Consider the following 26,244-nt stretch of genomic DNA (forward strand, 5'->3'; position numbering starts at 1 on the left):
TTGAGTAGACTTGCGCTATTAGCTTTGGAATTGATTCCAAAGTGGGAATAACAACGAAGCGAGAGATTGAAAATATCTGGGTAATGACAAGGGTTTTAAGGGTGAGGGATATTTGTGAATTAAGTAATAGTCTCATACCATTGCAAGCTTGACAACCCTAAAATTAAACCTTTTTACCCAAAAATTACACCTTTACTTAACTTGACATCATCTGTAAGGATGAAGCTTTTATTTTCATGCTTCGCTTCAATGTAACTGCATTGAGTAAAATCGAGCCATGAAAACTGACCCAAATATTACGGTAGATGCCAATCCGCCAAAAATTGAGCCTCAAAAAAATCGATGGCGGACTATTGGCATCCTGTTATTTTTAATTATTATTGTTAGTTTCTTCGCTTACAGATTAGAAATTGTCTTAGGTAAAACTCCCAGCCTAGACAAAACTTTTACACTCGTAACACAAGTTGCACCACAGGAAATCGGTTCTTATGATGTGTTGGGGTACGCCATTAATAAAGAAGAAGCTACAAGGTTATTGCAAACAGAAGCGGGAAGCAAACAACTATCCCCAGAAAATGGTGCGTTTGCTGTCACAGAAGAAACCTTAAAACTGGGACGAGATACTTTTTATTCAGAAACCTTTGGCAATGAAATCTTCCAAACCGATGTGGTAGGAGCGCTGAACGGCCCGATTAATTTGGTAACAGTGGGTCAGGCGATCGCAAAATTAGGAGGTAAGCATACAACTAATTTGCAAATCCCCATCAATGAAGATGTAACTATTGGGGGACGCACTTTCAAAGCAGGCACATTGTTGAATACAGGTTTAGACGTACCCGCCAATTCCCTTGTCCCCTTGGGTATGCGTGCCAGCTTAACTAAAGGTAAGCTGAGATTTGGTATTACTTGCGCTTTATGTCATGCCACAGTTGATAGGGAAAGCGGACGCATCTTAGAAGGCGCACCCAATAATGACCTGAATACAGGCTTGGTTCTGGCATTTGCTACTAATTCCGCAGCCATGTTTCGCCAAACAGATGTGAATCCTACACAATTTCCGGCAGGACAACATACTTACATTAATGCTGATGGTGAAGAGTCCCGCTTACCAGATGTTAAAGCCGTAGAAGATGCAGTTGATGCCAAATTCTTAACTTGGCCGCCAGGAAACTTTGATTCTACTGGCACTCTAGTCAACAATCCCTCACAAACTCCCTCATCTTATACTTTTGATGCTTGGCCTTATGGTTGGAGTGGTCATTCCGCAGTGGGTTGGTTTCATGGTTTAACTACTTTAAATAGCAACGTTCACGCCACCAACTCAGACGCAACAAATGGCGCTGATGCGAGTCAATCTACACTAGGAATTGATAAAGAAACCTATTTAGGCGTAATTCTGCAAAATGCTGCGAATCCAGCGTTTAGATTACCCGAAGGCGCACAACCATCAGAATTTTTTGACAAAATTGACCCCACCCCTGGAGAACCTGCTATTAATGAAGTAATTCGGATGCCTGGATATCCCAAAGGTTCGCCGTTTATGTTAGATGGGTTAATGGCATCTTCTCCAGGCTACCCCGTTGGCGACCAGTTAAATGGAATGTCGGCTTGGCAAAATACTCTCGCACCACCACCAATTGAAATTAGCGATGTTGCTACTTTAGAAAAAGGTGCGGCTGTATTTACTCGCGCTGGCTGCATTGAGTGTCATAGCGGACGCTACTTTACTAATCATGATGTAATTGCGCAAAACGAAATTGGCACTCAACCATCACGCGCCCCCACATTAGCAGTATTCGCTCAAAACTTCACCAACGCGCAAACCTACCCCAACAGCGTGTCTGTTCCTTTACCATCTAATCCTCCCGTGTTGGATGTTCCTACAGATATTACGCCGCAAAAAGCACAACAGTTAGCTTTTGCAATGAATAATCCAGCTGGTGGTTATAAAGTACCAAGTCTAATTGGCTTGTATTTAACTGCGCCTTATTTACATGATGGCGGTGTGGCTGCTAGCGCTGAAGCACTCAAGCAAAACGAACAGAACGGAGAATTTGTGGTAGCTAAACCCGACCAATTGGGGATGGCTGGTACATTAATGCAAAATATTTTACCCGATCCAGAAGCCAGCTTGCGGGTGTTACTCGATCGCAATCTGCGTGAGGTGACAGTTGCAGCTAACCAAGCCCATCCAGATTTGCAACAATCTAACGTCGATGGTAGCGGACACGCTTACTGGGTAGATACCAAAGCAGGCTTCACTACTCAAGAACAGACAGATTTAATTCAATTCCTTCTGAGTTTAGACGATCGCCCAGAAGTTCTGCCTAGTTCGCGTTAAAAAAAGCGATCGCAAAAGGGGAGGGCAAGGTAATATTTCCTTCTCACTCCCTAGTTCCTACTTTTTTTTACAACAGACATGGAAAGAGAAATTCAAGATTCAGATGGTATTACGTGGACTTGTGTTCAAGCATTTTCAGGTATTTCTGATAAAGCAGAAGCTGAAGATGCAGCGCAAGTCAAAGACGAACCAAATAAGTATTGGGTTGTTTGTACTCCCAGTGGCGGCGCGCAGTCTGTGCGGTTAAAACTCAAAGATAAATGGCAAGAAAATTACTCCGATGAGGAGTTACTTCAGGAAATTAAAAGACAGCAGTAACTATCCCAGATGCATCGATAGGGGCGGGGTTTTTCCGCCCTTTGCTTTGCGACTTAGATTTAGTCAATCTGGGAAAGCGACACCAGTCATGGGGTCACGAATATACAACCCTAGTGTGAGACTACGCATTACTTCATCCCAAACTGGTATTAGCTGCTCTGCTTGATCTGCCCAATAATCAAATGTAATTAAGCATTGAACGTTAGACCCCAAACCAATGCAAGTCCGCGAAAAAGCTTCTCTTGGTTCTGCTTGGGTGTCGATAAACTTAATCTCTGTCCAGACAATGCGCGCAGTTTGGCGTTTGACAGTGATGATTTCTCCTCGCTCAATGATGTCACGACTGTCCTCATCCATTATTTTCTTCAAGGTAGATTTTAGAGGAAACAGGCTCCAGTCGTTAGGCGGTAACTGGTTGAAAGATACTTCCAAACAGCAATCATCGTTAGGCGGTTTTTTATCAAGGAACTTGAAAGATTTTTCTTGTGGCTCAAAAACCCAATTTTGGGGCACATTGAAGCGAACAGCCCCGCGATTGGCGACAAAAATTTTGTAGCCTTCAGGTGATTCCCAGCGATGGTCAGGTTTTAATTCAAGCGTTTCTTTAATCCACTGGAGATTGCTTTTTTTACGCTTTGCCATAGTGTTTGTGCAAATCTGCTGAAGTGCGATCGCTTAGTTTTTATTTTAGGCGATCGCTCACTTTGTTAATGCTATCAAATTCTCAGCTAGCAATCACTCCGCAGATATCGCTGTTTTCTTTACTGCTGGACGTCGTTTCTTTCGTTGTGACTTGCGCGTTCCACCAGCCATTCCATACTCGGAACTATCTTTGCCATAGCGAGCCGCAACACCCAGCAGCATATACTCAGAATAATTATTTAACGTCCGTTCTGCTTGTGCTAATTCACTCTTTGTGATATTCACCATTATTTGTGCTTGATTATAAGCCGCTATTTTATTTCGTAAATCCTCAGTCAAAGTTCTATAATCAGCGACTGTATACCCATAACCTAGATCTAGTTCAGGGTTAATCGCTTGCAATCCTGCAATCCGATGTTCAGCTTTGGTTAATGCTTGTGACTTTTTTTTCTGTTGCCGCATACAGTTTTCCTCTTGGGGTTAACCTGAAGTAGAGAACTCTAATAGTGTTTAACACTGAGTTCGCTACATCTCATTAACCTACGCAATCAGCGGATGCATCAGCCTGAGTAAAGCTACAGAATTTTTAAAGTATTGAGATGAAAAAACAGGATAAATACGGGGAGATTAGCTTAATTTGATTGAGATTAATAGGTTTACGAGTGGCAAAACTTGATTCACAAGTTAGAAATTAGAGTTTGCAGCTTTGCATTGAGCATAAAACTCTTTTGGAGCTTCGTTAAAGTACTTAAATAAAGCCGGACACAACCATCCTTCCATGTCTAGCTCTGCATTGTAGTACCAATTCCCGCCATATTCCTCGCGTCGCCAATCAAATTTAACTTGATAACCGGGAAATGGGCGAGCAGAAAACAATAAACTAAATCCGGCTTCTGCATTTGCAATATTCGCCACTAAGCGATCGATAATTTTGTCTGCACCTGCTACAAATGGTTCTCTGACTAAACCGACTTTTTCATCGTCAAATACCCACATTTGATCGTATTTGTATGGGTGGATTACCATAATTGAGTTCATATCAATAAATTTTTAACAACGATCTAGTTATAGATGGGTATTCTTACTCTGGTTTACGTCCAAACACATAGAAAATAGTGATGTCGTTCCAAATACCCTGCTCAGTTTGCAATGCTCCCAATTCGGCATCAAATTCAGCTTTAGCTTGTGTTAATTCTTCAGGAGAAAGTTGCAATAGAGGATTGGGAAACTGACCGGGAACTGGAGATAAATTATTAGCCCACAATTGTTGCGCTTGCTCTAAATTGATATACATGCCATCTTGCTCGGAGTGAATATCAACTACTTCAAAACCTGCTACCTGAAGTAAATTATGACATTGTTCAATGTTACCTGTTGGCTGATTAAACAACAGTGAACTGCCATATTTTTTCAGTACTTTTCGTGCAACTACTCCGCCAATAAAAGCACGATCTGCAAATGCATGAAAACCAAGCAAGCCTCCTGGTTTGAGAAACTGATGCCAAAGCCTTAACGCAGCTACTAAATCGGACATCCAAATTAATGCAGATGAACAGAAAATACAGTCAAAGCTGTTGGCTGGAAAACTCAGAGCTTCTGCATCTGCTAGGGAAAATTCAACATTATTTAACTGCAATGCTTCAACTTTGCGCTTTGCTTGTTCCAGCATCCCAGTTGAAATATCTATGCCAATGACTTTCCCTTCATCCCCGACAATTTGAGCAGCCTCGATCGCAACCAGACCTGTTCCAGTTGCAATGTCCAATATCTGCTGGCCATTTCTAAGTTGTGCATATTCAACAAGACGATGAGCAATTTGCGGATGCCAATCACCATCATCATAATTGGAACTCCGACGGCTATACCAATCTGCTATCTGTTGCTTGTAATCATCCAGTTCTACTTGGTTACTCACTGCATCATCCCCACGAGTTAGCGATCGCTTGTATCGAATGCTAGCAAAACTTGTAGGCACTAGCTGGTAAAAGTGGTTAACATTGTGGATGAAAAATAATCTTGGGTTTCTGAGTATCAATATTAACTTGCAAGATTAGCGATCGCACTATAACCATTTCTCCTGTCAAAACCAGCCAACAATGACCAACCTGAACTATAGCAACCAGATATTGCGCGATCGCTCTTTCAAAGGGCAGGATTTGTCTGGAGCAGATTTCAGTGGTTCAGATTTACGGGGATGCAATTTTACAGGCGCAACCTTAATTGGAGCTAACTTTCAGTATGCCAGAACAGGACAGAGCGATCGCCAAGTGCGGATGTTAGTTGCTAGCACTATAATCAGTCCAGTGGTTTTATGCGGCTGCGTTGCGCTTTTCGTGTATCTATCAAGTTTATTTTTGAGCGATCGCGCCTTCAACTTCTTAGTCGGTGCGCTTCCAGTATTAGGTTTTTTGGCTGAGATTTTCCTGAGAGATAGTATCGCCTTCAACTTTCCTCAAACCACAACTTTCTTTGGTATTGGAGCCATTGCTATACTATTTGCAGTCATGGTCGCACTCACAGTCGGACTGGCTTTAATTGGCTTCTCTGGCTTTGATAATGGATCTGGCGCGCAAGGATTTTTCTTTTTAATCATGGCGGTTGTTTCTGCGATCGTCACCTTCCGGATTTTTCAATGGACGATCCAATCTATTAAAAGCCATCCCGGAACATCTTTTAGAAAAGCGAACTTAACCGATACCGATTTTAGTTATTCCGAACTAGAAAATACAGATTTTTCCCTTGCAGTGTTAACGGGAGCCTGTCTTTTTAACTGGGTAATTAAATCTCATAACGAATTTACGAATGTTTCTTGTAAATATCTTTATTTGGAACCAGAGCAGCAAAATCGTCAACCTCCTGAGGGTAATTTTCATGCAGATGAGTTGGCACGAGTACTAACTCAATTCAAAAGATAAATAGATGAATATTATTGAGCAAACATCAACTACATTAAAATTTCAAGATCGTAATCGGCAATGGCTCTGGGGAGTATTGTTTAGCACTCCTTTTGTGGCAATTGGCTTGGGTATAGCTCTTGTGAACGGCAACGTTACCACATTAGAATGTCAGCGAACTCAACCTAGGCAAATGAATTGTCAAAGAACAATTACAGGTTTACCAGGAACAGAGACAACTTTGATTCATGGGCAAATAAAAGAAGCTAGCGTCGCCAGAGAACATGGAACTGGAGTTGTCTTAGATACTTCTAATATTCAATCAGTGGAGTTAGTTAACCACAGAGTATTTGTGAGAGATAAACAATACCAAATTGCAGATGAAATCAACGCTTTTATCAAAAACCATCAACAATCTAAGCTGAAGGTTCAAGAAGACGAGCGCTGGGAGGGATTAATTGAAGGAATAGTATTCTTTCTGCCTGGAATTGCGATGATTCTCCAATCTCTAGCCATTCCAAAACAGATATTCTGTAATTTTGATAAAACATCAGGGCAGATGACATTAGAGAAGCGATATCAATTATGGGGTAGATTTACTACACAAAAAAAGCTGACTGAAGTTAAACAAGCCCAAGTAGTACAAATGCCCATAGAGACTAGAATTCCTAGGTACTTTGTGCAACTAGAATTGATATCAGGCAAACCAATTTCTTTATCTCCAATTACCTACGATCGCCAGGAGTGCCAAACTATTGCCAACGCAATTAATCAGTTTATCAGGCGGATGCGCTAACTCATAGATAACTGAGCGATAATTTCATCTTCTTTACCAGAAACAAATTTAGCAAAACGCTGTGCTAAAGGTGGTACAAGAACTAACGGATTACTGAAACCAGAAAAAATATGAATGCTTGAAAATTCTGGAATTGCACCAATTAAAGGCAGACTATTGGCGCTAAAAGCAACTAAGCAATGATGCCAAGTTCCTGGTAAATTGGCTAATGCTGGTAAAACTTTTCCAATACTATCTCGCAACCACTGTTCGCTTTCTTGAGAATTGACTTCAGCATGAGGATCTGTAAGCGTGCGGCTAATTTGACCTAAGCGCAAACTTCCATCTTGAAATTGAATTGCACCTGCATCTAAAATTGGCGATACTGGCTGATTACCTGGTTCATTCCATAATTCGTCAACTTGGGTTGATTGTGCTTCTAGTTGAAATCGTTGCAGATTTGCTGGCATAACTAAGGTATTTAACCGCAGATCTACAGGTGGAGTTTTAATGATTTCTGCATGGGTGAAATAGATTTTGATTGCAATCCCAGCCGATTTTAATAGTTCTCGGCTGAGTCCACCCGCACAGATCGCTACGTTAACGCTGGAGAAAGTTGCGGTAGTTGTTTTTACCCCAGTTGGCAATATCTGCAAAACTTGAGCTATCTGCATTTCGCCGCCAGCACGTAGAAAAGCTTGAATGTAAGCTTGTGTTGTTTTTTCTGGGTGAATATGACCGTGTTTGACAGTTAAAGCGCCGGAAATTGCATCTCGATTTAGCAGTGGTTCTAATTCACAAGCTTCTGTAACTGTTAGTAATCGGGGGGGAATGGCAAAATTTGCATAAGATGCAGCTGTTTTTTCTGGATCTCTACTGCTGGGGATAGTCAGTAATAAATCCAGTTCGCGAAATTCAATATCGGCGTCTAACTCTTGAGGAAGGATTTGGTAACGAGCGATCGCATCTTCGCACAGTTGGCGAGTTAGTGGTGTAGTACCTGACCAATAAGCTAACCCACCATAACTATAACGAGTTGCGTTGTGTGGTGTTTCCTCTTGCTCTAACAACAGCACGGCAAAGCCTGTTTTGGCTAATTCGTAGGCAAGTGTAGCACCTGTGATTCCCCCACCAACAACAATCCAGTCGTAAGTTTTCATTAGTATGTTGCTTGTAAACGGCTCAACAGATATTCTCCCGCAAGGATGGGTGGATAAATTGGGGAATGATAATTTCGACAACTCTCAAGACAAGCGATTTCTGTATCGTTATTAGGATGGCAGAAAAAGGCGATAGAATAACGCGACTTTTTCACCCTGCTGTCGTTGGGAATCATTACCCGATGCTTAGTGGAGCAAAATACATGATTTGTCCATCGTTGCATCAAATCGCCAGTATTCACGACTACCGTACCAGGAATAGACGGTGCGGCAATCCATTCCCCCGATGTAGTTTGCACTTCTAACCCGCCAACATCATCTTGGAACAGTAAAGTAATACTGCCATAATCAGAATGCTCGCCAGCACGTATCTGTCCGGGTAATGGTGTTTTTTCTAGCGGTGGATAATGGAGCGATCGCAGAGTATGATTTTGTTGATTGTGTTTGGAAGTGAAAAAGTCTTCTGGTAGTTCCAACGCCAATGCAAAAGCTTCTAACACAGTGTTAGCTAGTTGCGTACAAGCATCATAAAATGCGAGGGAAATAAACTCAGGCAAATTCCCGCTATTTACTTGTTTACTTATATTAAATGCCTCTTTCAAATCTCCTGGGTTATCAGGATTCAGACGTTCTCTTTCTATGCCAACATAACCTGTATTGCTAAATTCATCACTCCAAGCTAGCTGCTGCTTTACAGCTAAAGGTAAATTAAAGAAAGATTGAGTTTGTGCAAATGCTTGCTCTATTATTTCTTGTGATATGCCATGATTTTGCAAGTACATAAAACCAATTTCATGGCAAGCTTGATAAATTTCTTTAACTACAGTTTGCTTTGTTGTATTATCCTGGCTGAAGGCAGCTAAATTAATTACGGGAATTTCAACCATTGTATGATTAAACGAGGGTAAAGTTTGCTAAAAATTCTCCAATTTGATAACGAGCGACATCAATCCCATCTATATAAACTGTGGGAAGAATATGTTAACTGGTCTAACTTAATATTTACTCATGAATTAGGTATCAGTTTTGATGTATCTCAGTTTTTAGAACAATACATGACTCAACTTGACGAATTTGCACCACCACAAGGTCGCTTGCTTTTGGGAAAATACGACAATAAAATAGCTGGTTGTGCTTGCTTGCGAAACATTGGCGATCGTATTGGCGAAGTTAAAAGGATGTATGTCAGACCTGAGTTTCAAAGAAAAGGGATAGGAAGGAATTTATTATTAGCAATTATCAATGAAGCTCGTCATATTGGTTATACAAAGTTAAGATTAGACACCGCACCCTTTACTAAAGCTGCATTGTTACTTTATCATTCCCTAGGCTTTTATAAAATTGAACCATATTTTGAAAAAACCGAAATTCCTCTAGAATATCGAGCCAACTGGGTTTTTATGGAATTGAGTTTAACATCATGAATATTCGTAGTGAAACCGTCCAAGACTATCTAGCAATAGCTGAGGTGAATACCCTAGCCTTTGGGCAAGAAAACGAAGCTAAATTAATTGAGGAAATTCGTCATTCCAAACGCTATATTCCAAAACTTTCTTTAGTTGCAGAAGTTGAAAGTTTAGTAGTTGGTCATATTTTATTTAGCTACATTGACCTAGTAGGTGAAGAAACATTACAAGTACTTGGTTTAGCACCTATGGCAGTTCTACCAAATTTTCAAAAACAAGGAATTGGTAGCGCATTAGTAAAAGCCGGTTTAGAAATAGCCAATGCGAGAAAAGAAGCAATAGTTATAGTTCTAGGTCATCCCCAATTCTATAGTCGCTTTGGGTTTAAGCCATCAGTTAATTATGAAATCGAGTCACCTTTCCCAGTACCAGAAGAGTATTTCATGGTTAAGCCATTACAAAATTATCAGGAAATATACAAGGGAAAGGTTGTTTATCCACGTGCTTTTGAAAGCATTTAATAATTTATATGATTTACCTTTGAACACAAGTCAATTGCAACCGGAGGGAAGCAATTGAAAAAGTGTTGAGATTGCGTCGTTCCACTGCATTTCACTCGCAATGACATATTCATTATATAAGTTATTTATTTGCAGTAGTGCGGCTCCAGGTTAAGTTAAGTAAATCCAAGACGTAATCATCTGAATTATCTATATAATCTGATTTTTCTTCATCAATTACACACAATTTACCGCCAGTAATATAAATTTTATCTGGTTCTCTGTAGTAAGCTTTATGGCTACTAATCCATCCAGGTTTCTCACCAGTGGTTTCGAGTTTTTCTATTTTAGATGTGTGGCAATTTAATCGATAAACTGGAGTTTCATCTGAAATTCTTGTATCCACATATCCTAAATTACCAATAATATAGATGTAGTCTCCCACTAATGTAGCTGAATGGAAATCAGTTGGGCTAAAGACATCTTGGGGATAACCAAAAATCTGAAAACTTCCATCACCTTGATAAACTACAACATCGTTATATATACAAAAATCAGGGTCATAGTAGTCTTCATGTTCGCCACCGATTTCTACAATTCTACCATCTGGTAATTGTGTAATTGTTCTGCCAAACCGCTGATAGCACCATGCTTTATCTTGCCAATTTTCTGTATCGTTAAAAAGATTTTTGGCTGCATAAGCAGAACAACCATCATAAATCATAGCTCGCCAAAAAGGTACGTCCATCAACTCTGGATTTGTTTTGCCAAAGCGGGGATGTTTACCAGCAAAATATTGCTCTGGTGATAATTGTGATAGTGAAAATTTGTTATTGGCAATTCCAGTGAGCGATCGCCGCATATCATCGTTAATATCGCTCAAATCTTCACCAGTTGCAACTAGCATTTTGACAATTTCCAGATTACTAGCCATCTTAATAGCTTTGTTATCGTAATCATCGCTTCTGCTAGAATTTGCGCCAGCTGCTAGTAAAATTCTGACACAATCGGTCGCTCCACGCTCTGCCGCTAGCATTAACGCAGTGTTACCAAAGTCATCAGTAGCTTCAATATCGCATCCTTCGGCAATAAGCCATTGTAGTATGTCGGGGCGATCGCTTTCTATGGCATACATTAACGGCGTTTTTCCGCAAATTCCAGTATCGTTAAGATTTGCTCCTGTCGCTAGGAGTAATTTGGCTTTGGCGAGTTCACCTACCTGAAGGCTCAACAACCAAGGTGTTCTTTGCCAACTATCACGCACATCTTGCTGTGCACTTTGTTCTAGCAATAACTTTACTTGTTCTACGCTCCCAAACACTATAGCGTGCATTAATTCAGTCCATCCCAGTTGCTCTGGGTTAGCACCTGCATTCAATAATAATTTGACAGCATCAAATCTCCCTACATGAGCCGCAGCTTTAATAGCAGTCTCGCCATAGCTACTTTTACCATTGATAGAAGCACCTTTAGAGATCAGTAAATTTAAAGTCGAGATCAAGTTTTCATCCTGCAAAATATCTCGACCATGCATAGCATCAATTAAGACATCATATCCTTTTGATGTTTGATAGTTTATATCTGCTCCAGCATCCAAAATTAATTGGATTTTATCTAAATTGCCTGATTGTACAGCCAATCCAAGTACAGTATGCTGAGATTCTTGTTCAACAGCATTCACATTCGCGCCATGTTCCAACAGAAAGCCAATCATATCGATACCTGCATTAGAGCTACTAACTGCACACATCAACGGTGTTTGCTGTGAATACTCTTCTAAAGCATCAATATCAACACCATTGCTGATTTCACGTGCGACTCCTGCAATATCTCCCCGCTGTGCATAAATATGAATTTGCATAATTTTTGGAGTTAATTTTTAATTGAGAATTTATCATTAACAGTACTTAAGCAAAACTCAAATCTTTTATAAATACTCAGGTACGACATTATCTACTAACCAAACTTTGTTAGGTAGCTGTTGCAGATATTTACCAAAAAATTTGCTGATTTTGCTCCAGCGAGAATAGTTCATTGGATTGTGAATAAAATTATTATACTACAAATTACATATATTATACTACAGGATAATTTTTACCCTGGTCAAATTACAGCGTATTGTAGGTAGGGTCAGACGGCAAAAAGTTTCATAGCCATATTTGGGGCTTATTCGTTGTGTGGCTTAGTTCTGTGTTATGAAGGCTGGAAGCTTTATTCTTGGCTCATAGCACACAACCCTACAAGGAATTCACGGACGACAGCAATTAGTAAGCGCAATGAGAAGTTGATTGGTTCAGTGTGTTAGATTAGATATTCGCCTCTAGAAAAATTTTCTATTACAGTTTTTAGCAGATTGTAATTAAAAAATTATCACTTATGAAAGCGGATTATATCGTATTTGTATATATCGAAATCACTAGTCAATAATCATATTATTATGCCTAGCCAAAAGCAAAAACCAAATGGATGTGGATGCTCAAATATTCCCATATCTTTAATTATTGTATTCTTTGGAGGTAGTTATTGGTGGTTTAACAACCACAAGGTAAATATCGATATCAGCAAGTTTATACCTAAAAATCAACAAATAAATATTCCAATTTTGAATCATAGTCCAACGTCTTCAATCCCAACTCCATTACCAAGCAATTCTAATCCCGATCCGATTAATAAGCAAGATTCACCAAAAACAGTCACACCTCCAAAACCCCCATTACCTCCAACTCCTTGGGAGAAAAAAATAATTAGAGGAATTTATTTGAGTCGCTATCAAGTTACCAATAATGCCGACGAAAAAACGATTCGTGAAAGAGTTCGTTACTATCACTCTCAAGGAATTAATACAATTATTCAAGGTGTTTGGGGTAATGGTTGCACGATGTACAATAGCGACGTGATGCAGCAAACTCTAGGATATAAAAGTTGTCCTAATCAGTTTCAAGACAAATGGTTAGATTGGTTGATTGATGAAGCACACAAACAGGGAATGCAAGTTCATGCTTATTTTGAAAAGGGCATTAAGATAGATAAAAATAGTCCCATTTATGATTTAGCAACTTCTAAAAGCTGGATTGTCCCTGGAGTAGATAAAACCTACGTTGGTATCGATCATTATGTCCTTGATGTGCAGATTCCTGAAGTTGCTAGTTTTTTCCAAAATATCTTAGTAGAGTTCGTGCAAAAATATCCCAAGATTGATGCAGTTCAATGGGATGATTATCTCGGTTATTATGCGGAATTACCCGGTAAAGTTGACCGCACTGCTAACCTAACTAAATTTTTACAACAAATGATAACTGCAATGAAAAAAGCTAACTCAAACGTTAGCTTTGATATTTGTCATCATAATCCTTATTGGGCTAAACGATATTTTGCGGCTGATTGGCAAAATTGGAATGTGGATCGAGTGTTTATCCAAGCTTATAATGAGGCGAATTTCCAAGAAGAATTAAATTATGCCAAAAATTATGCCGGAGTTGCTATTACCGATAAACAACTATATCGTTTGAAGGAATTAGTAGATAACGATCGCATTAAAAGTATTTTAGTTTTTCCTCTATCTGGAAGACCAGAAGAAACAGCTTCTCAATTAAAAAGCTTGACACAAAGTGAGAACTAGAAGCAGTTAATTAAGCATACTATTAAACTGCGAATAATTAATTATGCTTTACCTGAAAATACTTAACTCAGTTACCGAATTAAAGACATACAGGTAAAGCAATCATCTTCATTTAATGATTTTGAGCGCGTTCGTTAAAGTATGTTGAATATAGTAGCCACTTCTAGATTTTCAACATACCAAAAACTAAGTAAGCCGGTGCAAATAATCATCACTTGTTTGTAGTAGCACTGAAGCGCTAAAGCGCAACTACGAGCCAAATACAGAGATTTGACTTTTCTTTACATAGTTTGGTTTTTTCTCACCGACTTACTTAAGTCCAATATAAAATCTTCGCATTTGGAAAGCGATTTTGAATTTCTGTCTCAAAAAAGCGTTTCATTGTGTTGGTTGTGTCAGTATCATAAACATACTTAATCCCGCCAAACTTATTACGCTTGATACGGCGTTTGTCCTCATCCATGTCTAGTTTGGATTGCGGATACCAACTTTGTAAAACTTCTTTTGAGCCTGGTGTAAAGCGGTGCGAAATTAGCTCAAAAGTCAAATCACACTTGAAATCGAGGGCTTCGCTAATTGAGTCAAATAATCTACTGTAGTGGATTTGCCAATCATCTATGGGCATAATCGGTGCAATAACCAATCCTATAGGATAGCAACCACCACCTTTATCTCGTGGTAAAGCTAACTTACGCAACGCTTTCAGCCGTGATGCTACGCTTGCTGTGCCGCCTTCAAACCTTCCGGAGACAGGTGCAGCATTGACACTCATCCGGCAGCGAGTGTTACCGTTATGAGGTAAATCGAGTAAGCTATCTACTGCATCAAACTTGGATACCCAGCGTAAATTTGCATTTTTACGAGTGCCAAAGTAACGAATACACTCGGCAAGGCTACCTGTCAAATGCTCAATACCTAGTGGGTCAGTGTAGCAACTAACCTCATAAGTTGTGAGTTGTTCTGGCCGTTCATAGGCACTTAAGTTCTCTAAGATTTGCGGTAAGTTAGCATAAGTGCGAATTACTGGCGGCCCAGATAAACTTCCAGCCAAGTAACAATATTGGCAGTGTGCTGGGCAACCCTCAGCAATGTGAAATTGCCAGTCAGCCGAGGGTGGGATAGGACTAAGCTTAAATTGGCTAGGCGGTGCAGTAACGACTGCAAGGGTACGCTTGGCAATATTATAAGTTTCGCGTTCATTTTCTCCACGCAAGCCAGTCAGGCGGTTACGCGGTAACTCTATTATTGGTAAGTTCAACGATTGTACGCGCTCAAAAATCTTCTGTCCCCAAGGCTCATCTAAAGCAGCAGGAGTAAACATGACCTGTTGAGGCATCCACAACTTTGTTGTTTGTGTTAGTTGGTCTGTTTTTGATATAAGGTCTTTCATGTTATTCAATAAAAATCCTGTGCGTTATCTTTGTATCTGATATTTGCAATTAGTTCTCTTGAGCTTATGAAATTAGCTGTTCGGAAAATTAATTGCTACCAAGTTATTGAATTGAAAGGAAATTTTGTCACTCATAGCATTACTAAATAGTAGCGAAATTTTGCGTTTCTCTGTTTTTCGCTGTCTTTGAGTTCTTTGGTGTTTTTAAAACAGAGATTTGAGTGCTATAACTCTATTTTAAAATCAGAGTCGAGAATTTCTAGCCGATCGATAAGCGGATATTACTGAATTAAAAAGTAGTAGTTTCCCTCACCACGATCGCGTAGCGGAAGTCTCAGCCGCTTAGGTTCGCGGTAGTGTTTAGCAACCAGTACAGGAACCGAACGATCGCCTACCCGCCTTCCACACAGCAACCCAGTGGTTGATTGATATCTATTGCAGACATTTAGAGTGCATAATTATCTGTATATACGCAGTGGCTAACCGTTATAGCGATTGACGTGGAAGAGCTACAGTTTTGATACTTGCCAAAAGTCTCGTCGATTCTCAAGAATTTTTTAAGCTTAACTAGGATCGTAAATTTATTAATGCTGCTAATATGCATATAAATGCTGTTCTGTCGGTTTGTAGTTCTGCACAGATAAAATTCATAAAATTAGCAGCTATGCACATTCGTATTTGAGAAAGTGCAGACATTCGTTTTACTGACACTAATTAAGAATTTAGTAGGATAGCTCTCTAGCCTTTCCTTTTAGCAAAGCATAGAAATCACACAATGTTTTTTTGGTTAATAGTGTAAGTCTTTGCCAGGTGAAATCATGAGTGAAACCGCACAGCCTGCAATCTTTTTTGACATTGGTGCAACTCTTGGTAGTCCGAGAATTTCACCTTTTCCCTATCGTCTTGAAGGTTTGGATGTTTACCCGTATGTGCCAGAGATATTGCAGCAGTTACGCGATCGCAATCTTCGCCTCGGGATTATCTCGAATATCGGCGACGATACACCCGAAAACGTGAAAAGGGTGTTGCAAACAAGTCAAATTTATGACTTTTTCGACCCCAATCTACTCATTTATGGTGCAAAAGACTCCTCGGAAATATTTGAGCGTGCAGCACGTCAAGCAGGTAACGCTAACGAACCGCAACAATGTCTATTTGTGGGAGAGGATAGTCAGGAGCGCAGTTATGCAATCGAAGCAGGCTGGCGAGTAGCGCCGCATCCTTGTTTAATTTTAGAAGTATTAAATGGCAGCCATTTAAGATATATCAGGATTGCCGTTTCCAGCGAACAGAACGAACAAGCATGGCGGCCAGTGCTGAGAATGTTGCCTGTGGTGCCATTGTATGTGACTGGCTCACAAGGAAACAAAGTTTACGCGATCGCTTCTACAGGGGTAGCTGCCAGACTTGACGATTTGGGATTTGAAGTAGATCGCCTTGGCGTAGAAGATCAGCCTCTGGCATCAGAATTGTATCTTCTACGAGACGATCGCCAAACTCGCACTGGTTTTTTGGCTGCTGAAGGACATTCCAGCCATTTCTTCACTCAAGAGGAACAATCTCAATGGGTATTGTCTTCTTCAACTGAAGGACTATATGTGGCCTTACCTGCGGGACAAACGGTTGAGGGATATCACTTTGAGGAAGCTTATCACGGACATAATCTCAAATTACTGCCGGATATGAGTTTGCTCGAACCATTTGGCGAGGGAAACAACCAAAGAACTGCAAAGTTTTTAGAAATACCCGAAATGGAGCCATCTTTAACCCCTGAAGAATTGGAGCATTTCAGCAAAATTACTCCAGAAGTCATTAATATTTACCTCGATCGTTACAGTGGCATCAAACCGCTAGATGCAGCAGGTATCAAGATTAAAAGTCGGCATATTCAACATCCCGATAATGCGGTGGCAACAGAAACTCTGGCCAGGGATTTCATGAAGATAGGCGGCGACAGCTTGACTGTTAGGTTGTATCCATTCATTCATGAAGGTCGGCTTTTACATAATGTCGAAGCCCAATTGCAAGGTAGCGAATCTGATGAACTTGTGCTGATTACTGCACATTTAGATTCTACCGCCGCCTTCAGCGATCGCTTCGAGCCGCAAACAGATTTTGCCCCCGGTAGAGATGATGATGCTAGTGGTGTGGCGGCAGTTTTGGCTATAGCGAGTGTAATGAAAGAATTAGCTGCGATTAAACCGCCCAAGCGCTCAATTCGTTTTGTGCTGTTTAATGCAGAAGAACATGGTTTGATTGGGAGTAAAGCCTACGCAAGGGGACAAGCGGCGATCGCAGCTCCGATTGTTGCCGTCTACCAAATGGATATGATTGGCTATAACGTCAATCCACCGCGTTCTTTTGAGGCTCATGTCGGCTATTTGCCTTCACTAGACGTACAAAACAGGTCTTTGGTACTTGCAGAACGCCTGGGCAAGGTGACACAACAAATATCCAAAGAACTTCAGCCATTGCAAATTTACTTCAGTACAGGCTGGTTAAACAGAGACAGAGACCCAGCAGAAGGCAGAAGCGACCATGCCAGTTTTCACGAGCGAGGCTACGCTGCCTGCGTGGTTTCTGAGGATTTCTTTGCAGGCCCTCTGTTAGATTCACCTGCTGCCGAAGCCAATCCCAACTACCACATGAAAACCGATACCTTTGTCGATCCAGAATATGCGGCTGATATTGCCCGTGCGATCGCGGCAGCAGCTTGGGTAACTGCCAACATTTAAAACTCGATCGGGGTTTGCTGATACATACAGTTAACACTCATAACTATCTGTTTACAAAACAGTAGGAGTAATATGCATACTTTTCACCACCACTGTTGCCACAATCCTTTACATTGCTTCGTTCCGCCCCATGTTTTAGATCGCTTGGTGGAATCCGACGATCCGGAAATTCGCAACCTCGCTATTGATGCTATCAAACATTCAGTTGCATCTCGGACTAAACGAAATACCTTTGCCAAGGTAGCAATGTTAGCAGCAACACCTTCACCAGCCGGAACAAAGCATCGTCTTGTCTACGATGTCAATCATTGGCGGTGGGAAAGGATGCTTCCAGGGAAACTCGTCCGTTCTGAGGGTGACTCTCCAGTTATTGATGATGCTGTGAATGAAGCCTACGATTACTCTGGAATTACTTACGATTTTTATCAGGAAGTTTTCAACCGCAACTCATTAGATGATAAGGGCATGACCTTAATCTCCAGCGTTCATTTTGGCAGAAATTACGATAACGCCTTTTGGAATGGACAACAGATGATTTATGGCGATGGAGATGAAATTGTCTTTACCAGATTTAGCAAAGCCTTAGACGTAGTTGCCCACGAGTTAACGCATGGAGTAGTTCAATTTACCAGTAACTTAGAATATTGGGATGAATCAGGAGCATTGAACGAACACTTTGCTGATGCGATGAGTGCTTTAGTTAAACAGTGGTATCTCAAGCAAGATGTCACTGAAGCCGACTGGTTGATGGGCGATGCTATTGTCGGGCCTAAAGTGCAAGCAAAGTCCATCCGAACCTTTAAAGCCGAAAAAGCTTATGAAAAGGATGCAATTTTAGGAACAGATCCCCAGCCCAAACACATAAAAGACAAATACACAGGGGATAATGATAGTCGTGGCGTGCATATCAACTCTGGTATTCCTAATCATGCCTTCTATCTAACGGCGATAGAACTAGGTGGATACTCATGGGAGAAAGTCGGGCCAATTTGGTATCAAACACTAAAAAATCTCAACCAGAATAGTAATTTTCAAGAAGCAGCCTCGATGACGTACCAAGTTGCTGGTGCAATGTTTGGTAGCGATAGTTTGGAACAACAAGCAGTGAAAAAGGCATGGGATGCTGTTGGTATCTCGGTTTAAGGAAAAAGAGAATACCAGGTTCTTGACGAAGACATATCGCTTTCAACGACAGATTTTTCCATTGAGGAATCAACAGGTTTGAACAAGTGACATACTCGCACAATCCAAAGGTGTGGGTCGTAGTACTTGGCAACTAAATTCACCATATTTAGGAGAATGACTATGACAACTAAATCCGAAACTAAATCAACAGAAACTAAATCAACTGCATCTAAAGCTGAAGAGTTCCATCAGGTTGCTGCTCAAAAGGGATACGTGCGTGCTGTGGCAGAAAAAATGCTGGAACTGCCTCCACAACTAGATCCACCTGTATTAGGTTCGCGTCTGCGGATTTGGAAGCAAGACCCTTCCGTGAAAGGGATTGAACTGCCAAGAACTGTTTACATTCACACCCAAGTCAACGATGGCCCTAGTGACTCCCAAATTAGTATTGAGGGTATTGCTCCTGTGGCTGCGGATGCAAATCGAGATTTTCTATTAAATCCTGCTAGCAATGCTGAAGCTTTTGACGCGGTACATACTTATACCATCGTCCGTCAAGTACTCACAATGTACCAAAGAGTGTTAAACAAAAAGCTGGATTGGCAGTGGAATAAAGATGGTAACGCGGAAGTTATCAAAGTTTATCCCCATGCCGGAGAAACGGAGAATGCATACTACAGTCGTCAGGAAAAAGCTTTAAAATTTTTCTATTTCAATCCTTCCCAAAGCTCAGGTTTAATAGAGAAAGTCTTTACTTGTCGTTCCTTAGATATTGTCGCTCACGAAACTGGACACGCAGTTTTAGATTCATTAAAACCTAAATGGCTCTCTTGGAATGCACCAGCACAAACAGGAGGACTACATGAATCATTCGGCGATTTGACCTCCATCTTCTTGATTCTGTCTCAGATGGATTTGGTCGAGTATATTGTGGCCGAGACAAAGGCGGATTTACATCAAAAGAATATAGTAGCAGCCCTGGCAGAAGAATTTGGATTGGCTATTAACAGTAGCAATGGGTTACGAAATGCAGATAATGACCTAAAACTCAGCGATGTTACTCCTGAGGTGCATGATGTGTCCCAGGTATTTACAGGAGGGGTTTTTGACACTTTGGCAGATTTATTCACCTCACGCAGAGATCCGCGTGTACGAGATAGCGCCGAAGTTCTCTATCAAACTGGCAAATACATTGCTGGACTTGTGCTGCGTGCTATCATTCAAGCACCTGATACTCGTGCTACTTTTGCAGATGTAGCCAACGCCATGATTGAAATTGCTAAGGCAGATGGCGAGGAAGATTGTGCTAAGTTTGTGCAGAAAAACTTTGAGTTTCGAGAAGTTTTAGGGACAAAAGCCTTTGCTGGCCCTATTGATTTGTCTCACTTTGGTATGTATGCCAGTCGTCATTGTTCTTGCGGTACGATGCAACACCCCCAATATAGATCGCAAGCTTCTGACTTAAATGGGAAAACTGGCAAGTAAGCTGAAGGTGTAAAAAATAAACTGAGGCTGTATCTTCAAGAGGATGGCAAGAGGTAAGGAAAGAGTGTGAAGTATGAAGTATCAGGTATTTAGTTGGCTACAGAGCAGCTTCCCAAACGGTAGTATGAAGCATTTAACTTTATATCTTTTATCTTTCGTTCTTCTTTTGCTTACCTATTTGCCAATCAATGAGGTTTACCCAAGCATGAAAGTTAAGTTTTCTCAGTCAGGAGGTTACGCAGGCTTAATCAGGGGTTGCGAACTGGATACAGACTCGCTCCCTGCGGACGAAGCCGCTAAGTTAAAATCATTAGTCGAACAAAGCGGTATTCTCCACGCTCAAAGTAAAAGCACGCCACAGGCTCGCGATTTGTTGAACTACAAAATCACCATTGAAACTAATGAAGGCGCTCCCACTGTTTCATTTGATGACCTAAGCTTACCTGAAAATGCCCAACCACTGCTGAAATATCTGCAAGGTTGTGCGAAGCCAATGCCACTAAGATGATGGAGTTTATAGGATGAGGATAAATTAAGCGATGGGTGCTGATACAATACCCTGAGCTTCTAGCACAGATGCAACTTTTAAAATCAATGCTTCATTGTAAGGTGCTGCTATTAATTGGACACCTAAAGGTAAAGCCTTGGGAAGCTGAATTGGGACTGATAATACAGGTAAACCAATAAAAGATAATGGTTGAGTAAATAATCCTAAATGAGGACGAATAATAATTTCTTCACCATCTACAATTGTGGTTTGTTGCCCAATTAATGGGGCTGGAATTGGTGTAGTAGGGGCAAGAATTATATCGACATTTTGAAAGATTTCGCGGACGCGATCGCGATACCATCTTCTAAATCTTTGGGCTTGCAAATACCACTGACTCGGAATTAACGCCCCAGCCAAAAAGCGATCGCGTGTTGCTGGATCGAAATCTTGAGGACGCGATCGCAATTTATCCAAATGCAGATTTGCCCCTTCACTGGCTGTAATTACAAAGGCTGCTGCCCTAGCGCGGTGTGCCTCTGGTATTGTAACGTACTCATTCACATCTAAAGCACGGGCAACTCTTTCTACTGCTGCCAAAGCTTCCGGTTCCGCACCCTTCATGAAATAATCATCGGCAATAGCAATTCTGATACCAGAGATATCTCGATTCAGTTGTGGTACACATAATTCAGGCGGACGTTTTGTACAAACCGGATCGCGATCGTCTTCTCCTTGGAGAATATCAAACGCCGTTGCAATATCCCTAACCGAACGCGCAAAAGGGCCTACATGGTCAAAACTGCTAGAAAATAAAGCTACCCCAGCACGTGACAACCTGCCATAAGTAGGTTTTAAACCAAAAATTCCACAAAAAGCCGCCGGAACCCGAATCGAACCGTTAGTATCAGAACCCAGCGTCAATGGAACCAAACCCGCCGCCACCGCCGCCGCCGAACCCCCAGATGAACCCCCAGCGACACGCTTTAAATCATGAGGGTTGTGAGTCGCACCATAATGGGCATTTTCCGTCACAAACCCATAGGCGTACTCATCCATATTTAACGCACCCACCAACACCGCACCAGCTTGTTTCAACTTCGCCACTGCTGTTGCATCTTGAGTAGCTGGAGGATTTTCGGCATTAATTTTCGCACCCGCCAGAGTCGTCAACCCAGCGATATCGTAGAGATTCTTCGCGGCAAAAGGTACACCAGCCAACACCCCAGGATGATTACCTTGAGCAATTTCCTTGTCAATTCTAGCTGCATCAGCCAAAGCCGTTTCCGCAATTACCGCCGTAAAACTATTAAGTTCATTATCCCGTGCAGCAATTTTAGCTAACGCCGCCTGAGTCACCTCCACCGCGCTAACCTTACCCTCACGCACAGCCGCAGCTATTGATACAGCATCATTCATGGTTCAAATATGGGTGCAACTTCAATATCTTCTGGTATGGGGAATTCATTTACAAGAAGAGCGATCGCTTTAATTCTCTCAAAATTGGCCACCACCCCATCACGATACTCATCCCTCAGTTGCAAATCCACCAACAACGCCATCCTATCCACATACTCACCCACATCAAACCCTTGACTCTCCATCTCTCCTCCTCTGCGTCCTCCGCGCCTCTGCGGTTCGTCAATCTAAATTTACAACTTCTAGCGGCAACTCAAACAAACCATCTTCCCCAGATTTAAAATCAATTACCTGAAACACAGCATCAATATTTAACTCCCCATAAATATGCGGAAATAACTCACCTATTTCCGCCTCCTCATAACGTATTTCAGCCTTAATTTTATCTGCATTAATAAATAGTAATACCAATCCCTTCTGATTCCGAAAAAAACTATTTGCAACTTTAACTATTTGACTAAGTTCCGAACAATGGATAAAACCCTCAGTATCTAGCGAATCAGCGCGATAGTTACCGTTAATTTTTGCTTGTTCCCATTGTTCTGCTTGCGTAATATGAAGAATATTTTTCATGTCACTTGTATCATTTTACGAATATCATTAAGAGGTAATTCCTACCTCAATATAAACTAATACAGTTCAGTTAGGCTGAGATGCAATATTTCGTAGGGGCAGGGCACTGATAAGATAACTGTATACCCCAAAAAATTATGGATGCCGTGCCCCTACAATCTCTCTTAACTGAACCTTAGTGAAATATAAACCCAAGTATCCGTTAATGAATTATTGATGCTATATCGATGCGTTGCGCTACGCGACAACACACCCTACAAATTAGACGGAACACAAACATCCGGCGCACATAAACCCTTAAACTTTAACGTTGTCACCTCGAACGAATTCAAATCAACACAACGAATCACATGATTATTAGTATCAGCAATATATAAATTTGAACCCATAACGCTCAATCCCGAAGGTTCAAAAAAGCGAGTATTCTTTCCTTGTCCATCCTGCAAACCCATCACCCCATCGCCCAAAATTGTTTGACAATTACCCGTACTAGGACTAACTAATTTAATTTTGTGATTGTAAGTATCTGCTACCCATAAATAATTTTGAGAATATTCCACACCCAAACAATGCTGTAATCGCACATTTTCACTTTGTCCATCTACATCACCAAAGCCAAATAAATCACCACTACCGCATACAGTTCTAACTAAACGCGGTTCAACTATTCCTACACCGCGAATTGAACTTACTTCGCTGTCAGCAATATATAATTCTTCACCATTACTACTAATACCGCTAGGTTGAGCAAATGCAGATTCACTCAAAGAACCATCAATACAAGCTTCTGCACCCATACCAGCATAGGTTTTAATTACCCCTGTTTCTAAATCCATTTCCCAAATTTGATGGCTACCCGCCATCGCAATAAATAGGGTATTTCCTACCTTCACCAAATCCCAAGGAGAATTTAGTGCTGTCTCCAAACCAGCGCCACCATGAGGACGAATATTACGACTTTGTTCACCAGTTCCGGTGATAGTTTCTACAACCTGACGCTGCAAATCAACTCGCCTTAAAGCATGATTTTCTGTATCAGCAACGTAGAGAATTTGTTTATCTGCATCAAATGCCATTCCTTGAGGCGCAGAGAACTGTGCTTCGTTAAAATTACCGTCAACTAATCCAGATTTTCCTGTGCCAATTACATGCATAACTTCCCTTGCAAAACTACTCATCACTAGACGATGATGACCAGAGTCCGCGATAAATAAACCTGCTGGTGTCGCTAGTACTTTACCAGGAAAAGCTAAGGGTGTAATTAATGGTTGACGTTGTTTTTCTAAATTCAGGCTGAGTTCTTGAAAATTAATTGTGCCTTTTTCCCGATGTTCTTGAATTAGTTTTTCAATTAGTTCATCTAAAGTATCACGATGTCCTTCACCAGCAACATAGCCAATTACATAGCCTTCTGGATCGATAATCATCAAAGTAGGCCAAGCACGTACAGCATACTCTTGCCAAACCCGAAAACCACTATCGACTACAACTGGATGTTCGATGTCATAACGCAAGATTGCTTGACGAATATTTTCCGTTTCTTTCTCATTATCAAATTTAGCGGAGTGGACACCGATAACTGTCAGACTATCTTGATATTTTTGTTCTAAATATTTTAAATCTGGTATTATATGCAAACAATTGATACAACAGTATGTCCAAAAATCTAAGATAATAACTCTACCTTTCAGTTGCTTAATAGATAATGGTTTATCGGTGTTAAACCAAGGAGAGTTTTGTGGTAATTCTGGCGCTCTAACACGGGGTATCATAAATAGTTATATTTTTAACACAAAACAACAAAATAATAGATAATACGTAGGGTGAGCACTGCCAGCCCTTTCAACGCGAACAAATGAACTAGTAAGAGATAATTAATAAAAGCCTTACCCTGACTAATTTCTAAAGCATAAAGCCGTTTGCAGCAGACATGAAAGTGCATTGAATTATCCTCCAGGCGATTTAAGTCAAAACCAGAAATATTAGCTTTTGTTTTGAGTATTCTGATGGGTATCTAAAAGTCGCGCAGTAGAAACGTGACGATGTTTGCTGTCAACTATTAAAGGTTCTCGCTTTTTCTTTACCCCTCGAATCGCCTTGAGGAAACATTTAAGTTCGACTCTGGCTGCTAAATCTTGCAAAACCAACACCATTTGCTCAAGAGAAAAGGTCTCAAATGCTTGCCAATGGACGGCTGGAATTGCAATCATCATTCCCCGGTAAGTGCCAGTAATTTCATCAACTAAATAGAAATCTGACAAGCTAGCATCAATTTTACCGACTCCATGTACAGATCCTAAGGCAGCTTTGAGAGTAGCAAGAATGTTGTATGTTGTTAATGCCATCGAAAATGAAAATAAAGCTGCTTTGGGATAGGCTAAGGTTTGAATTTCGCCGTGAAAATTCTCAGTTACAGTTTGAAAAAGAGTCTCCAGGCTCCAGCGATTACGATACAATTCAGCAATTTTTGCAGCATCCGCATCATGAGAGGGTAAATTGGTCAAAATGGCGATTTCCCATTCCTTGTCTCGGGTTGGTTTGAACAATTTCAGCAAAATCCGGCGAGATTTCAGCAAATTACCGTCGTAATTAATTTCGATTTCCTGCTCAAATAGATTGCCTGTATCTGTGTGACCTACAGCTTTTAATTGCGAGAGTTGTTGATAACCTAACGACCCATGTTGACGAACCACAAAAAAAGCTTGTTGGTTTGCAATCCTAAACAGAAACTTGGCTGTACAAAAATTTCGGTCTCCATTCCAAACTTCATTTGCTTTGACACTCAAAAGTACATCATCAAATAAACTACGCTCTTGGGCATGAGCATCAACACAGGGAAAAATATCTATTACTAGCTTTGACAGTGGATCTGACACAACTATCGCTTTCCCTGGTAGAGCCTTAGCTGCAAATAACCGAATTGCATCTAGTCGATGGTCTGTGGCACCTAGACAAGTCCCATCAACAATTCTGTGTTGATATCCCGGTAGTGGATTTGGCTGTTCTCCTGCCATTTTTTGAATGAGCAACTGCAATTGGCTTGCTGTTTGTCTAACTAACGCCTGACTCACGCCCAGTTCCACGCCAGAGAGCTTTTTATATAGTGCAGTACTACTCACTATTAAGTTCGCAGCTCTTGCTTTGTAGGCTGCATGAACCGATTTCTGAATTCCACACACTACCAAACTCATTAAATCAACTTGGCTGGAAAACAATAAGTCTTGCTGGTATTGGACTTTTGCATGGGTTTCAAATAATTTATCCATGATTTCTGGGGCGAATACTCGCTCCATTAATCCTCGTGCCATCACACTTATTGGACTTTCTTGCACAAATTGTTCAAAGATGGCGGATAGCATTTTGATGCCCAAAACA

25 protein-coding genes are annotated in these 26,244 nt (G+C 40.9%); 11 read left to right on the forward strand and 14 right to left on the reverse strand.

Annotated elements, in window-relative coordinates; translation table 11 throughout:
* Positions 1 to 277 precede the first annotated feature (277 nt).
* Both AACU33_RS15465 and AACU33_RS15470 read left to right on the forward strand, forming a co-directional pair.
* Positions 278 to 2,341, forward strand: coding sequence for a hypothetical protein (locus AACU33_RS15465; protein ID WP_339376041.1), 2,064 nt, complete (start codon positions 278 to 280; stop codon positions 2,339 to 2,341).
* Between the two features lie 78 nt (positions 2,342 to 2,419).
* A complete protein-coding gene (locus tag AACU33_RS15470) occupies positions 2,420 to 2,659 on the forward strand; it encodes a hypothetical protein (protein ID WP_096589534.1) in 240 nt (79 codons plus the stop codon).
* A 63-nt stretch (positions 2,660 to 2,722) separates the two neighbouring features.
* On the opposite strand, the gene AACU33_RS15475 is transcribed toward AACU33_RS15470, so the two are convergent.
* From AACU33_RS15475 to AACU33_RS15490, 4 genes are all read right to left on the reverse strand, one after another.
* On the reverse strand, positions 2,723 to 3,301 hold the full coding sequence (locus AACU33_RS15475; protein ID WP_096589535.1) for a hypothetical protein: 579 nt from the start codon (positions 3,299 to 3,301) through the stop codon (positions 2,723 to 2,725).
* 93 nt (positions 3,302 to 3,394) lie between these two features.
* Positions 3,395 to 3,763 carry a hypothetical protein gene (locus AACU33_RS15480; RefSeq protein ID WP_096589536.1) on the reverse strand — a complete coding sequence of 123 codons (369 nt, stop codon included), beginning with the start codon at positions 3,761 to 3,763 and terminating at the stop codon, positions 3,395 to 3,397.
* 222 nt (positions 3,764 to 3,985) lie between these two features.
* Entirely contained in the window at positions 3,986 to 4,327 is a 342-nt protein-coding gene (locus AACU33_RS15485; RefSeq protein ID WP_339376042.1) for a DUF6717 family protein, read from the reverse strand.
* A 55-nt stretch (positions 4,328 to 4,382) separates the two neighbouring features.
* Positions 4,383 to 5,276: a class I SAM-dependent methyltransferase gene (locus tag AACU33_RS15490; RefSeq protein WP_339376043.1), complete on the reverse strand. Its 894-nt coding sequence runs from the start codon at positions 5,274 to 5,276 to the stop codon at positions 4,383 to 4,385.
* Between the two features lie 121 nt (positions 5,277 to 5,397).
* Between AACU33_RS15490 and AACU33_RS15495 the strand changes: the two genes are divergently transcribed.
* Positions 5,398 to 6,216 (forward strand): pentapeptide repeat-containing protein, encoded by an 819-nt coding sequence (locus AACU33_RS15495; RefSeq protein WP_339376044.1) that lies wholly within the window; start codon positions 5,398 to 5,400, stop codon positions 6,214 to 6,216.
* Positions 6,217 to 6,220: 4 nt separating this feature from the next.
* Entirely contained in the window at positions 6,221 to 6,991 is a 771-nt protein-coding gene (locus AACU33_RS15500) for a hypothetical protein (RefSeq protein WP_096589538.1), read from the forward strand.
* Here AACU33_RS15500 and AACU33_RS15505 read toward each other — a convergent pair.
* Positions 6,988 to 8,130, reverse strand: a complete 1,143-nt coding sequence (locus AACU33_RS15505; protein ID WP_096589539.1) for an NAD(P)/FAD-dependent oxidoreductase — start codon at positions 8,128 to 8,130, stop codon at positions 6,988 to 6,990. The two genes, AACU33_RS15500 and AACU33_RS15505, sit on opposite strands and share 4 nt — an antisense overlap.
* On the reverse strand, positions 8,130 to 9,017 hold the full coding sequence (locus AACU33_RS15510; RefSeq protein WP_096589540.1) for an isopenicillin N synthase family dioxygenase: 888 nt from the start codon (positions 9,015 to 9,017) through the stop codon (positions 8,130 to 8,132). The genes AACU33_RS15505 and AACU33_RS15510 overlap by 1 nt, the downstream gene beginning before the upstream one ends.
* 24 nt (positions 9,018 to 9,041) lie before the next feature.
* Here AACU33_RS15510 and AACU33_RS15515 point away from each other — a divergent pair, with 24 nt between their 5' ends.
* Both AACU33_RS15515 and AACU33_RS15520 read left to right on the forward strand, forming a co-directional pair.
* Complete coding sequence (locus AACU33_RS15515; protein ID WP_096589541.1) at positions 9,042 to 9,554, forward strand: GNAT family N-acetyltransferase; 513 nt, start codon at positions 9,042 to 9,044, stop codon at positions 9,552 to 9,554.
* Positions 9,551 to 10,057, forward strand: a complete 507-nt coding sequence (locus tag AACU33_RS15520) for a GNAT family N-acetyltransferase (protein WP_096589542.1) — start codon at positions 9,551 to 9,553, stop codon at positions 10,055 to 10,057. Before AACU33_RS15515 ends, AACU33_RS15520 begins: the two co-directional genes overlap by 4 nt.
* Positions 10,058 to 10,178: 121 nt before the next feature.
* Here AACU33_RS15520 and AACU33_RS15525 read toward each other — a convergent pair whose 3' ends face one another.
* Positions 10,179 to 11,897: an ankyrin repeat domain-containing protein gene (locus AACU33_RS15525; protein WP_339376045.1), complete on the reverse strand. Its 1,719-nt coding sequence runs from the start codon at positions 11,895 to 11,897 to the stop codon at positions 10,179 to 10,181.
* A gap of 576 nt (positions 11,898 to 12,473) precedes the next feature.
* On the opposite strand from AACU33_RS15525, the gene AACU33_RS15530 reads away from it, so the two are divergent.
* Positions 12,474 to 13,655, forward strand: coding sequence for a family 10 glycosylhydrolase (locus AACU33_RS15530; RefSeq protein WP_096589544.1), 1,182 nt, complete (start codon positions 12,474 to 12,476; stop codon positions 13,653 to 13,655).
* 313 nt (positions 13,656 to 13,968) lie between these two features.
* Here the strand turns inward: AACU33_RS15530 and AACU33_RS15535 are convergent, their stop codons facing one another.
* Together AACU33_RS15535 and AACU33_RS15540 are read right to left on the reverse strand one after the other, a co-directional pair.
* Positions 13,969 to 14,991 (reverse strand): spore photoproduct lyase family protein, encoded by a 1,023-nt coding sequence (locus AACU33_RS15535; RefSeq protein ID WP_096595269.1) that lies wholly within the window; start codon positions 14,989 to 14,991, stop codon positions 13,969 to 13,971.
* 335 nt (positions 14,992 to 15,326) lie between these two features.
* Entirely contained in the window at positions 15,327 to 15,458 is a 132-nt protein-coding gene (locus AACU33_RS15540; RefSeq protein WP_339376046.1) for a hypothetical protein, read from the reverse strand.
* Between the two features lie 405 nt (positions 15,459 to 15,863).
* Here AACU33_RS15540 and AACU33_RS15545 point away from each other — a divergent pair, with 405 nt between their 5' ends.
* The 4 genes from AACU33_RS15545 (at position 15,864) to AACU33_RS15560 (ending at position 20,898) form a co-directional block, all read left to right on the forward strand.
* A complete protein-coding gene (locus AACU33_RS15545; protein WP_096589545.1) occupies positions 15,864 to 17,780 on the forward strand; it encodes a M20/M25/M40 family metallo-hydrolase in 1,917 nt (638 codons plus the stop codon).
* Between the two features lie 72 nt (positions 17,781 to 17,852).
* The gene (locus tag AACU33_RS15550; protein WP_096589546.1) at positions 17,853 to 18,923 is read left to right on the forward strand and encodes a M4 family metallopeptidase; all 1,071 of its coding nucleotides are present in this window, start codon (positions 17,853 to 17,855) and stop codon (positions 18,921 to 18,923) included.
* A gap of 162 nt (positions 18,924 to 19,085) precedes the next feature.
* On the forward strand, positions 19,086 to 20,390 hold the full coding sequence (locus AACU33_RS15555) for a hypothetical protein (RefSeq protein WP_096589547.1): 1,305 nt from the start codon (positions 19,086 to 19,088) through the stop codon (positions 20,388 to 20,390).
* Positions 20,391 to 20,595: 205 nt separating this feature from the next.
* Positions 20,596 to 20,898 carry a protealysin inhibitor emfourin gene (locus AACU33_RS15560; RefSeq protein WP_096589548.1) on the forward strand — a complete coding sequence of 101 codons (303 nt, stop codon included), beginning with the start codon at positions 20,596 to 20,598 and terminating at the stop codon, positions 20,896 to 20,898.
* A 24-nt stretch (positions 20,899 to 20,922) separates the two neighbouring features.
* Here the strand turns inward: AACU33_RS15560 and AACU33_RS15565 are convergent, their stop codons facing one another.
* The 5 genes from AACU33_RS15565 to AACU33_RS15585 form a co-directional block, all read right to left on the reverse strand.
* On the reverse strand, positions 20,923 to 22,296 hold the full coding sequence (locus tag AACU33_RS15565) for an AtzE family amidohydrolase (RefSeq protein ID WP_096589549.1): 1,374 nt from the start codon (positions 22,294 to 22,296) through the stop codon (positions 20,923 to 20,925).
* Positions 22,293 to 22,481 (reverse strand): DUF4089 domain-containing protein, encoded by a 189-nt coding sequence (locus AACU33_RS15570; RefSeq protein ID WP_096589550.1) that lies wholly within the window; start codon positions 22,479 to 22,481, stop codon positions 22,293 to 22,295. Before AACU33_RS15570 ends, AACU33_RS15565 begins: the two co-directional genes overlap by 4 nt.
* A gap of 37 nt (positions 22,482 to 22,518) precedes the next feature.
* Entirely contained in the window at positions 22,519 to 22,869 is a 351-nt protein-coding gene (locus AACU33_RS15575; RefSeq protein ID WP_096589551.1) for a DUF952 domain-containing protein, read from the reverse strand.
* A gap of 254 nt (positions 22,870 to 23,123) precedes the next feature.
* Positions 23,124 to 24,641 (reverse strand): thioredoxin-like domain-containing protein, encoded by a 1,518-nt coding sequence (locus tag AACU33_RS15580; protein ID WP_096589552.1) that lies wholly within the window; start codon positions 24,639 to 24,641, stop codon positions 23,124 to 23,126.
* Positions 24,642 to 24,851: 210 nt separating this feature from the next.
* A complete protein-coding gene (locus AACU33_RS15585; protein WP_096587106.1) occupies positions 24,852 to 26,228 on the reverse strand; it encodes a transposase in 1,377 nt (458 codons plus the stop codon).
* Between the last annotated feature and the right edge of the window lie 16 nt (positions 26,229 to 26,244).

The organism is Calothrix sp. NIES-2098, assembly GCF_963875125.1.
Classification (GTDB): Bacteria; Cyanobacteriota; Cyanobacteriia; order Cyanobacteriales; family Nostocaceae; genus Aulosira.